Origin of the sequence: Vibrio sp. 10N.239.312.D08 (genome assembly GCF_041466145.1) — a bacterium.
In the GTDB taxonomy this organism is placed as follows: domain Bacteria; phylum Pseudomonadota; class Gammaproteobacteria; order Enterobacterales; family Vibrionaceae; genus Vibrio; species Vibrio crassostreae_C.
In genome coordinates this window covers 22,623-33,763 of the sequence record NZ_JBFSSD010000057.1, presented here as the reverse complement: position 1 = coordinate 33,763, position 11,141 = coordinate 22,623, and the positions used below count along the sequence as shown (strand labels likewise).

Here is an 11,141-nt window from a genome sequence, read left to right as displayed (position 1 = left end):
GTTTGTTGGCTTGGTCGACTCTGACTCTATCCATCACCTCACGACCGAACTTAGCAACAACATGGAATAAGTCGTAAACGATTTTTGCGTTCGGGCAATGCGCTTGAACTTCAAGGTCAAAAGCCGTATTCATGTCCATCGCGACCGCTTCGATATTATTGCCATGCTTGCCTAACAGCTCGAAGAACGGTCGTATGTCCTTGCGGCTACGGCCTAACCCTATCCAAATAACTTGGTGAGTCTTAGCGTCAGCGATGACCGTGGCATACCGATGTCCTTTAAAGATAGCGAACTCATCCATGACGAGTTGCCTTAGCCCCTCCCATTTCACTGACGGTACCACTTGGCGAAGTCGGCGTTTATCTATCTCTTTAATGGTGTGCCAATGTACGCTTGTTAACTGGGAGATATGCTTAATGGGAAGAAGAGGCAGCAGTTGTTCTATATAACTTTTTAAGCGCTTCGTTATGCGAGCATAAGGCTCTAACCAAGATAGAGACTCTGTTTTTATGCCGCAGTCACAACACTTGATTCTTCGTGTTTGAACGGAAAGTTCAACAGGAACACCGAGCAACATGGCCTCTTTTACATGACGCATTGATACTCATGAATAGCCTCGGCCTCGAGACCACAAAGGCACTTAGCCTCAGAGTTAGGTTTAAGAGTCAGGGTAATAAGTGATGCTGTCTGGTGAGACTTTACTATTTGAAAGCCTTCCCAGAATGAAGATAGGAAAGTATGATTCGGCATGAAAACGGTAGTTTGTGTATGATTTTTGTTTGGCGACTAAACCATATCACTTACTACCGTTTTTGTTTTTAGTTCCCGCTAATCCGCGATGAACCATAAAAAACCCAGTCAAATTTGACTGGGCTGGCTTAAAAGAATCTGTTTTATATCATTCCCTAATAACCCGCAGTGGACGGTTTGATTCTATATAAAATAGCGAACATCACCGGTACTACTATTAGCGTTAGTACGGTAGCAAAGCCTAAGCCTGCCATGATGGTAATCGCCATCGAGCCGAAAAATGCATCGAATACCAAAGGAATCATACCCAAGATAGTCGTTAATGCTGCCATAGATACCGGTCGTACACGACTAATCGCACTGTCGACAACCGCTAAATATGGGTCTTTACCTGTTGATAGCTCACTGTTGATTTGGTCAAGCAGTACAATGCCGTTCTTCAAAATCATGCCGCTTAGACTCAATAAGCCAAGGAACGCTGTGAAGCTGAATGGCATATTGGTACCTAACAGACCAATTGAAACACCAATGATAGAGAGTGGAACCGTAAACCAAATCACAAGCGGCTTACGAACCGAGTTAAACAGAAGCATCGTGATGATAAACATCAGCAAGTAACCCATTGGCAGTGAGCCAAACAGAGATTCTTGCGCATCTTTAGAGCTTTCGTACTCACCACCCCAGCTAATGCTGTAGCCTTCTGGTAAATCTAATGCTTCTACCTTTGGTTTCACACGAGCAAACAGACTCGCTGGCGTTTCATCACCAAGAACATCGTGGTCAGCCAATACTGTTAGCGTACGTTTTCTGTCGCGACGCTGAATCAGTGGCTCAGACCATTGAAGCTCTACGCCATCAATCACTTGCTCAACTGGGATGTAAGTTTGTAGTGATGGGCTCCAAATCTTCACATTGTTTAGCGATTCGAAATCAAAACGCTCTTCTTCCGGTAAACGCGCCACGATAGGTAACATATGAGTACCATCACGCAGTAGGCCGATGTTGTAACCGCCAAACGCCATCTGTAATGTCTCAGACAAGTCAGTTTTTGAAATGCCTAGGCGACGAGCCTTAGATTCGTTGAACAGTGGTACAAGTTCTTTAGTGCGTTCACGCCAGTCATGACGAACATTTCGAGAGCCTGGATCGGCAAGCAAGATGTCTTCGACTTCAACTGCAATGTTACGCAGTACTTGTGGATCGGCACCGATAATACGCGCTTCAATTTTTGAAGCGGGTGACGGACCAAACTCAATCAACTTGAACTGGAACGTTGGTTGCTCAAATTCGTTCGCTAAGTCTTTGTCTAGCGCCGCTAGAGCCTTAAACATAGTGTCGCGGTCAGTGGTTCTTACTTGTAACTGGGCGTACGCTTCGTAGCTTTTCTCTGGTTGGTAAGTCAGTGCGAAACGTTGCATGCCCTGCCCAACCGTTGTCGTTACAAACTCCACGTCGTCTTGCTGGCGAATGTAGCTTTCAACTTTTTCTGTCTGCTTGATCGTTTCACGAACATCGGTGCCTTCTGGCATCCACATGTCTACGTAAAACATTGGGGTATTTGACGGCGGGAAGAACTGCTGCTTCACCATACCAAAACCGACGACAGAAACTGCTAATAGAGCGACCATACTAACTACAGTAAGCCATCTAAATCGAAGTGCTACTTTCAGACACGCACCGAATACCACAAACAGGATGCCTTTGTATGGGTCTTCGTTCTCATCAACCTTGTCTTCTTCTTTAAGCAACATCTCGGCAAGGAATGGCGTTAGTGTTAGTGCAGTTACCCAACTCAAAAACAGTGAGAAACACAGTACCCAAAACAGTGAACCCATGAATTCGCCTGTCGCATCCTTCGACAAACCAATCGGTGCAAACGCTGTGATAGCGATAATGGTCGCACCTAACAGTGGCCATTGTGTTTGCTTGACGATGTCTTTCGCTGCTTGAAGCTTGGTTTTGCCTTTCTTCAAGCCCACCAAAATACCTTCAACGACAACAATCGCATTATCCACCAGCATACCCAGCGCGATGATCAGTGCCCCCAGAGAGATGCGGTGCAGTTCAACATCGTTGTAATCCATCAGGATGAAGGTACCGAATACCGTCAATAGAAGAACCAAACCGATGATCAAACCACTGCGTAAGCCCATTGCGAACAACAATACAATGATAACGATGCCTACCGCTTCAACTAGGCTGATTAAGAAGTCAGCCACAGATTTGTCTACTTCTTGCGCTTGGTTGTAGAAGTAATTCAGTTCTACACCCGCTGGCTTAATGCTTTCTAGGCGATCCAGTTCAGCATCCAGTGCTTTACCAATCTCAACCACGTTTACGCCTGATGAGAAAGCAATACCTAAGTTGATTGCAGGTTTACCGTTGTACGTTAATACATTACCCGGTTTTTCTTGAATACCACGAGTCACTTCAGCAACGTCTTTTAGACGAATTAGATTGCCAGTGTCACGACCATGAATGATTAGGTTTTCTAGTTCTTCAACCGTGCTTAATGTGCCGTTTGGCTTAATCGTTAGGCTTTGACCATTCAGCATCACCTCGCCTGCCGATACCACACTGTTTTGTTGTGCTAGCAATGCTGTCACCGTCGACATATCTAGGTTCAATGCGGCTAAGCGTTCCAGTGACATCTCAACAAACAGTTGTTCTTGTTGGTCACCTGCAATGCTAACTTTACCGACACCGTCAACCAGTTCGATTTCACGCGTTAGGTAATCTGCGTACTGTTTGAGCTCAACGTAATCGTAACCATCACCGGTCAGCATGATCATCACACCAAACACATCACCAAAATCATCGATGATCTGAACGGAATTTACACCACTTGGCAGTGTTGGTTGTAGATCGTTGATCTTACGGCGCATTTCATCCCAGATCTGAGGCAGCTCGTCTGGACCGTAGTCCATCTTCATACTGACCATAATTTGGGACATACCGTTCGATGATGTCGAGGTAATCTTGTCGATGTACGGAAGCTGTCTTATCTCTTTTTCTAGTGGGTAAGTCAGCTCTTCTTCAACTTCCATTGACGTAGCGCCAGGGTAAGTTGAAATAATCATTGCATCTTTAATGGTAAAAGCTGGGTCTTCTAAACGGGATAGATTACCAAAAGAGGTCACACCGCCAATGGCCAAAATGACTAGAAACAGCCAGCTGATTACTTTGTTCTTTATTGAATATTCTGCGATGTTCATTCTGCTTTTCCTGACAATTGGATTCCGTCACGGAGTTTTCTTAAATTCGAATTTACGAGTAGCTCACCTTGCTCAACACCATGAGCGATGAGTGCGCCTTGGCCACTGATCTTGTCGACTTCTACTTCGCTTTTGAATGCTTGTCCGTCTTCCATTTTCCACACATAGAACTGATTCGCTTCAGAGCCCGCTTCTAGCGTTGTCATTGGTAATTGGTAGCCTTGAACATCGCTCAGGCCCGCTTTCGCCATATCTACATTGACCGTAACGCTCGTGCCTGGCAGGATTTCACTTTCAGGCTGCTGCATCTGCATCCAAAATTCGTAGGTACGGGATTGTGGGTGCAGTTCACTGGTGTGTTCTAGATACGTCAGTGGATATTGGCCTGTGTGACCGCCAAAGGTCGCCTCAGGACGATAGCTATTTGAACGCATGTCTGGGCTAATTGACGCCAAGATCGAATCTGATACTTGAATTCGCACATACACCTTGTCGTTCTGGTACACACTCAGTAGTGTTTCTCCAGGCGTCGTATTTTCGAATCGTTGCTTATCGACAGTTGAAACTGTTCCTGAGAACGGCGCTAAAAGTTCTGTGTAACTCAGCTTGCGTTTCGCCGCCGCCAAATTCGCCGATGCGAGCTTATAGTTAGCCGTCAGTTGGTCGTGTTCTGATTGCGATAACATTTCGCTGCCAAACATCTCCGTTCCACGGGCCAACTGTTTGCTTGCCAGTTTGAATTGAGATTGAGCATCAGTCAGATCTTGTACGTACGTTGCGTTATCTAAGGTGGCTAATAACTGCCCTTTTTCGACATTGTCGCCCGCTTCTACTAATACTTGTTGAATCTCGCCTGCTAGCTTAAATGCCAAGGGAGTCAATTCAGCTGGCATCACCTGTCCATTAAAACTTCTGAACTGATTAGTAAGCGGTGCGCCAACTTCAAAGGTAGAAACCAACAAAGGTGGTTGTTCACGGTGTACAGCTTCATTGTTACAGGCTTGAAGTAACAGAACCGACGCGACAACAACTGATAATTTTGAAAGGTTCATTAAATACCGCCCTCACGAAGCCAAGCTTTTACTTGTTGTCCGTCTGATAACACATCCACACCCGCTTCAACGATAAGGTCACCAGACGACAATCCGTCGATAACCTTGCCTTGCTCATCAAGAAGGACTTGTACTTTAGAAATCAGTTGAGAGTCAGGGTTATAACGCCATAGTTCACCATGGCCTACGTCTTTGTTTAACCAAGCTGAATCCACAATACCAATGCCGTAGTCAGATTTACTTTTCTGAACTTCAACTTGCGCTGTCATACCAGAAAGTAGATTGATGCCTTCTGGCTTTTCGATAGACACAACCGCTTGGTAGCTGTTGGTATCTTCATCTGGTTGCGTTGAGATTTCTTTAAAGCGAGTCGGGATACGAATGCCGCGGTGGCTGTCCATCACAACCCACATGTTTGAGCTCGTTAGGTCTTGAATAGAACGGTCTTCAAGCTTTGATACTGGAATTGAAAACGTCACATCCATTTCACTGTGATTCAAAATATTCAGTACAGGCTGCTTTTCTGCGATCAATTGATATTGCTTTCCAAACACCATCGATACCACGCCATCGAATGGAGCAACTAAGGTAGTGTAGCCAAGGTTTGTTTTTGCTTGGTCCAACTCAACTTCAGCGGCAGTAAAGGTGTTTACGGCTTGGTCGTAGTAATCGGTACTGACCAGTTTTTTCGCATACAACTCAGAAGCTTGTTTGTATTGGCTGTTCGCCAGATCAAATTTAGCTTGGGCTGCGTCAACGGCAATACGGTAATCCGTCGCGTCTAATACGGCTAACACCTGACCTTTCTTCACTTCTTGTCCCATACGAACATCGAAGGTTTCTATATCTCCACCCACTTGGAAAGAAAGTGCCGCACGGTCGGTTGCATCAACCTTTGCAATGAAGCTATCGAGATCAATATCAGTCTGTTGTGGGATTTCGAACAGCTTGACTGGCTTGATTACCTGCACATTTTCCTCTGACTGAACTTTGTCACATCCAGTTAGAGAGCCTGCGAGCAATAGTGCTGCAATAACAGCTCCCATGCGCTTGCTCGATATGGCATTGATAGACAAATTGAACTGCATGATGCCTCTCCGTTTAATTATTATGATTTATTACACAGGTGGGCAGTATATTTAATATTAAATAATTCTCAAGATTTACTTTCCACTTGTGCAGTATTTTTTATTACAGTAAAAACAGTGTAGAATGTTGTAATCAGGTAATTATGTGAAATGAAGATGACCGAAAAGAAGCAAGGTAGAAGAAGTGCAAAAGACGCCGAAGAGACGCGTTTTTTGATCATGAGCGTTGCCGCAGACATGTTCTGTGACTTTGGCTACGATCGTGTATCACTGCGAAACATCAGTGAAAAGGCAGGCGTCTCGCATAGCCTTATCCGCCACCACTTTGGTAGCAAAGAAAAGATTTGGCATGCAATAAGTGATTGTTTACACGATTATTTTCAGTCTTACATCAGTAAGATTATGGAAGAGCTGCCAAAAGATGTTGCGCCAAATATCGCTATCTACCTGTTTAGCATGCGTCTGTTCACCAACATGATTCACTCACGTAGGCCAATGCAGCTTATTTCAGACTCTGTTCGCCAAGAAGACAACCTAGTTGATTACTTCATCGACAATGTCGGCGATGTTGAAAAAGAGATTAACGGGCTTGCCGCTGAGTACAATGCAGCTAACCCAGACAAAATGATCAACATTTACGAAGTTAAATGGCAAATGATCATGTACGCAAACGGCGCTGTATGCCTCACTCCCTTTATGGAAAGCACTTGGAATGAAGGCGATATGGTCACCTCTCCTGAAGATGTTCTACTTAAGCATTGGCAGCTTTTCAACACGCAGATGGTCAGCAAGTTCAATATTGATGAAGAGTGGGTTCTAAACCCAACCTCGATTGAAGAGCTGATTTATCAAGTGCCATGTGAATGGAAGTGTAACCAGGAACATAAAGCTTAATCGGGTTCATACCCATGATGAGCTTATAAGATACAAAAACGCGCCGTTACAGAAGTCACTGTAACGGCGCATTTTTATATGTATAGATCTTTAAACTGGAGCTTTGTCCAGCTTGTTAACGACGTGCTTTACCGCGGTTTTGGTGAATCTTAAGCTTCGCTTTCATCTTACGTTTTTCTGATGAACGGCTCTTGCTGCGACCACCACGATCGGGCGCTAGATCTTTTTCAAGGCTTGGTTCAAAGCCCTCTAGCCACTCTTGAGGCAAGCGCGTATCAAGTAATCGCTCAATGTCACCCAATAGGTAAGCTTCATCCTGACTCATCAAAGAGATCGCTAAGCCGCTGTTACCCGCACGGCCAGTACGTCCGATGCGGTGAACATAATCTTCTGCTTTAAATGGCATGTCATAGTTCACAACTTGTTCTAGCTGCTGAATATCAATACCACGAGCTGCCACGTCGGTTGCGATCAACGCACGAACTTTGCCTGACTTGAAATCGTCTAGGGCTTTTTGACGCGCACCTTGGCTCTTATCGCCATTGATTGATGCCGCTTTAATGCCGTCTAACTTAAGCTCTTTAACGAGAGCATCAGTGCCCTGCTTAGTCTTTGTGAACACCAACACTTGTTGCCAGTTTTTTGAACCAATCAAATACGCTAATAGCTCACTTTTACGCGACTTATCTACCGGGTAAACCATCTGTGTTACGGTTTCAGCGGTGCTGTTTTTTGGAGTAACTTGGATTTCACTTGGCTTCTGCATCATACGGTGTGCAATCGCTTTGATTTTGTTATCAAACGTTGCAGAGAAGAACAGAGTTTGACGCACTTCGTTCATGCGAGAAAGAATACGCTTGATGTCAGGCATGAAGCCCATATCTAACATACGGTCAGCTTCATCCAGTACCAGTACTTCCGTTTGGCTCAACATGATGTTTCTAGTGAACATGTGATCAATAAGACGACCAGGCGTCGCGACAAGAATATCTGCGCCACCGCGTAAGTTATCAGTTTGTACCTTCATGCTAACGCCGCCGTAAGCCACCACGACTTTAATGTCGGTGCCCTTTGCGTAGCTAGTTAAGTTATCGAAAACCTGTTGTGCCAATTCACGAGTTGGCACTAATACAAGCGCACGAACGAGCTTAGGGTTCGGAATAACGTTGTCTTTTGTCTCGATTAATCTTTGAATAATCGGTAAACCAAACGCAGCCGTTTTACCTGTACCCGTTTGAGCACCAGCCAGTACATCTTTGCCTTCTAATACCAATGGAATTGCTTGTTCTTGAACACTGGTAGGAGCCGTAAAATTAAGCTCAGACAACGTGGCAAGAAGATGCTCAGATAATCCTAGTTGGTTAAAAGATTTTGTAGATTCAGACATAGTATGATGCTCAAAGATTAAATAGGCGCGGATTGTAGCAAACCTGCATTACGCTGTTTACCTTTCCTTTTGATTTTTCTTCATTTGAAGCGCATTAAACTGCTTAGCTTCCTCTAAAACGTTGGGATAAAGCTCATTAAAGTGACACTGCAACGTATCATAGTGACGTTCGAGGTCATCGTAACATGCCTCGAGCATACCGAGCTTAGGCCTTCTCAACGCCATTCGCTGCAACACCACCTCTATAGATGACATGTCTTGATAGCTCTCTAACCATCTATGCTCAGCCATTTTCTGATGAACCATAACGAAATTTTCAGGCCAGTGTGGCTCTTGATGTTCAAAGATCTGCTCATGGCTATCTAAACAAAAACGCTCTAATGTCTGCTGTGAAAACTGATCCCAATGATTGGCTAAGCAGTGATCCCAAAATACATCGAGTGCGATAGGCGCAAAGCGTCGTGTTTGGTCTGAGAAAAGTGATTTTGCAGAACGAGATACATCATGACGATCAGTATAGCTATCAACAAATCGATGAAGCCTAATACCGTCAGAAAGAGAATCAGAATAGTGTTTATTAGGGTCGCCTTTAACAAAATCACCTAACAGGTTACCTGCTAAGTTGCTGTTACAGTGCTTGGCGATGTGAAGGTGTGCGAGAAAGTTCATTGAACCTCATTAAAGTATCGAGAACTAAGTAACATGGTAAACGTACTCGTTTATCTTCGCGAACTTTAATGAGGATAGTTTTGGTATGACGTGTGAGCGAATACGATTTGCTCAGTTTAGAATTGTTTGCTTTGAGAAGCTTTAGCTAAGAAAACTTTTAGCTTTAAAACGTTTCAGTTGAAACTGAATTAAAGATCTTAAAAGCTTAGTTCGAAGACTTGAAAAGCTCTTCTGCTAACTGTTTCACTGTCTGCTCATAGTCAGACAAATCAATGCCAATTTCCATAGCATCTAACAACTCTAGACTTTCGTCATTATAAGATTGGTCACTCATTGTGCCCCCTCTATTCCTTGATGTGGACATGATGTCCGATTAACTAGTGCACCATCTTGGACTTATATTATGTCACTTTGATGAACGCACTCTACTCTACCCATTCCATATTCATAGCTTAAAGCTACTCGCGATCATTAACGCTTTTTTGCGTTAAAGGGGTATACGCGAACGACATATGTACTGCCACCTTACACCAAGTACAACAAATTACTCTATAAATTTTGAAACCGATCATGGTCAAACGTTTGCTTTGCTCATTTGAATGCTGACACGCCCTTTGTGTAAATATTAATTTACAGTGGATGTTTTTAATTACAATAAGAATTGCATTTGGAATTAAATTCAATCAGAATACTTCAAAATCGAGATATTCTTTGGGTTTATGCGCTTAAACTAGAAGAATTACAATGAAAACACACCCTAACGTAAAGAATTGTATACAATGAATAAATCAAAGGTTTTTGGTAGTACTTTGATCATTGCAGGCACAACCATTGGTGCTGGCATGCTCGCTCTTCCACTTGCTTCTGCAGGTATTGGCTTTTCAACTTCACTTTTCTTGATGCTGGGTTTATGGGCGTTAATGGCTTTTACTGCGCTATTAATGGTAGAGCTTCACCAATTCGCAGAATCTGACGCTACCCTACACACGTTAGCTCATACCATTTTGGGGACAAAAGGAAAGTGGATTGCGAGCTTCGCGGTGATGTTTCTTTTCTACGCTCTGTGTGCGGCATACATAGCTGGCGGCGGTGCGCAATTTAACCAACGAATTTCGGATATCGCGGGTATCGAACTTAATGCTCAAATCACCACGCTTCTATTTACCCTATTAGTTGCCGGCGTTGTTACGATTGGTACACACAGTGTTGATAAAGTTAACCGCGTTTTGTTTGGCTTAAAGCTTATCGCGATGGTTTTGGTACTCAGCTTCCTAGCGCCAAACATTACCTCTCAATACTTAATGAGCATGCCTTTACAGCAAGGCCTGATTGTTGCGGCTATTCCGGTTGTGTTTACCTCTTTTGGTTTCCACGGCAGCATCCCATCAATTGTTCGATACCTAGATGGTGACGTTCGTTCTTTACGTAAGGTAATGATTATTGGCTCGGCACTGCCTCTGGTTATCTACGTTTTCTGGCAAAGTGTTACTTTGGGCGTGATTAGCCAAGAGCAGTTGTTGTCTGACACAAGCTTGGGCGCGCTATTAGTCTCGCTATCGCAAACGGTTCATCAATCCAACCTAAGCGTGATCGTCGGTGTGTTTGCAGACCTTGCACTGCTGACATCTTTTATTGGTGTGAGCTTGGGCTTATTTGAATTCATGGGCGACTCACTGAACAAGAAACTAGGTAACGCAAAACGTGTTAAGACAGCTGCTATCACCTTCTTACCGCCACTGGGGTTTGCCTTATTTTACCCACAAGGCTTCATCATGGCTTTAGGCTACGCAGCCATTGCACTTTCAGTGCTCGCGATTCTGTTACCAACAGTGATGGTCTACAAGGTTCGTTACACTGATTTCTCTGTCAAACCACAATCTTCAGAAGCCAGTTACCAAGTGTTAGGCGGTAGCAAAGCGTTGTTTTTAGCAGGTAGCGTTGGCGTATTTATCATTGCGATTCAAGTTCTTATTTCAGTAGGGTTACTGCCTTCTTTAGGCTAATAAACCTATACAGAACTAATTTACTTGATTCAGATCTCATAAATGACATATCACTATCATTAATTTTCACAATTAGTCGATTG

9 protein-coding genes are annotated in these 11,141 nt (G+C 43.9%); 2 read left to right on the top strand and 7 right to left on the bottom strand.

Annotated features, from left to right (window positions below; genetic code table 11):
- The 4 genes from AB6D58_RS21450 to AB6D58_RS21435 form a co-directional block, all read right to left on the bottom strand.
- A partial coding sequence (locus AB6D58_RS21450) for an ISL3 family transposase (RefSeq protein ID WP_372158406.1) occupies window positions 1-598 on the bottom strand: 598 nt, incomplete at its 3' end.
- A gap of 307 nt (window positions 599-905) precedes the next feature.
- On the bottom strand, window positions 906-3,965 hold the full coding sequence (locus AB6D58_RS21445; protein WP_372158403.1) for an efflux RND transporter permease subunit: 3,060 nt from the start codon (window positions 3,963-3,965) through the stop codon (window positions 906-908).
- On the bottom strand, window positions 3,962-5,017 hold the full coding sequence (locus AB6D58_RS21440) for an efflux RND transporter periplasmic adaptor subunit (protein ID WP_017065790.1): 1,056 nt from the start codon (window positions 5,015-5,017) through the stop codon (window positions 3,962-3,964). Before AB6D58_RS21440 ends, AB6D58_RS21445 begins: the two co-directional genes overlap by 4 nt.
- Window positions 5,017-6,105 (bottom strand): efflux RND transporter periplasmic adaptor subunit, encoded by a 1,089-nt coding sequence (locus AB6D58_RS21435; protein ID WP_017064636.1) that lies wholly within the window; start codon window positions 6,103-6,105, stop codon window positions 5,017-5,019. Before AB6D58_RS21435 ends, AB6D58_RS21440 begins: the two co-directional genes overlap by 1 nt.
- A gap of 150 nt (window positions 6,106-6,255) precedes the next feature.
- Between AB6D58_RS21435 and AB6D58_RS21430 the strand changes: the two genes are divergently transcribed.
- Complete coding sequence (locus AB6D58_RS21430; RefSeq protein ID WP_372158400.1) at window positions 6,256-6,999, top strand: TetR/AcrR family transcriptional regulator; 744 nt, start codon at window positions 6,256-6,258, stop codon at window positions 6,997-6,999.
- 115 nt (window positions 7,000-7,114) lie between these two features.
- Here AB6D58_RS21430 and AB6D58_RS21425 read toward each other — a convergent pair whose 3' ends face one another.
- The 3 genes from AB6D58_RS21425 to AB6D58_RS21415 all read right to left on the bottom strand — a co-directional run bounded on the left by AB6D58_RS21425 (window position 7,115) and on the right by AB6D58_RS21415 (window position 9,389).
- Complete coding sequence (locus AB6D58_RS21425; protein WP_017059829.1) at window positions 7,115-8,386, bottom strand: DEAD/DEAH box helicase; 1,272 nt, start codon at window positions 8,384-8,386, stop codon at window positions 7,115-7,117.
- 57 nt (window positions 8,387-8,443) lie between these two features.
- Window positions 8,444-9,055 (bottom strand): ACP phosphodiesterase, encoded by a 612-nt coding sequence (locus AB6D58_RS21420; RefSeq protein WP_017059830.1) that lies wholly within the window; start codon window positions 9,053-9,055, stop codon window positions 8,444-8,446.
- Between the two features lie 205 nt (window positions 9,056-9,260).
- Window positions 9,261-9,389, bottom strand: coding sequence for a hypothetical protein (locus AB6D58_RS21415; RefSeq protein WP_017059831.1), 129 nt, complete (start codon window positions 9,387-9,389; stop codon window positions 9,261-9,263).
- Window positions 9,390-9,834: 445 nt separating this feature from the next.
- Here AB6D58_RS21415 and AB6D58_RS21410 point away from each other — a divergent pair, with 445 nt between their 5' ends.
- Window positions 9,835-11,058: an aromatic amino acid transport family protein gene (locus AB6D58_RS21410; protein ID WP_102393231.1), complete on the top strand. Its 1,224-nt coding sequence runs from the start codon at window positions 9,835-9,837 to the stop codon at window positions 11,056-11,058.
- The last annotated feature ends 83 nt before the right edge of the window (window positions 11,059-11,141 follow it).

Excerpts from the sequence above, each read along its gene's own strand:
- AB6D58_RS21445 (WP_372158403.1), bottom strand. The coding sequence starts at position 3,965 with ATGAACATCGCAGAATATTCAATAAAGAACAAAGTAATCAGCTGGCTG.
- AB6D58_RS21440 (WP_017065790.1), bottom strand. The coding sequence starts at position 5,017 with ATGAACCTTTCAAAATTATCAGTTGTTGTCGCGTCGGTTCTGTTACTT.
- AB6D58_RS21435 (WP_017064636.1), bottom strand. The coding sequence starts at position 6,105 with ATGCAGTTCAATTTGTCTATCAATGCCATATCGAGCAAGCGCATGGGA.
- AB6D58_RS21430 (WP_372158400.1), top strand. The coding sequence starts at position 6,256 with ATGAAGATGACCGAAAAGAAGCAAGGTAGAAGAAGTGCAAAAGACGCC.
- AB6D58_RS21425 (WP_017059829.1), bottom strand. The coding sequence starts at position 8,386 with ATGTCTGAATCTACAAAATCTTTTAACCAACTAGGATTATCTGAGCAT.
- AB6D58_RS21420 (WP_017059830.1), bottom strand. The coding sequence starts at position 9,055 with ATGAACTTTCTCGCACACCTTCACATCGCCAAGCACTGTAACAGCAAC.
- AB6D58_RS21415 (WP_017059831.1), bottom strand. The coding sequence starts at position 9,389 with ATGAGTGACCAATCTTATAATGACGAAAGTCTAGAGTTGTTAGATGCT.
- AB6D58_RS21410 (WP_102393231.1), top strand. The coding sequence starts at position 9,835 with ATGAATAAATCAAAGGTTTTTGGTAGTACTTTGATCATTGCAGGCACA.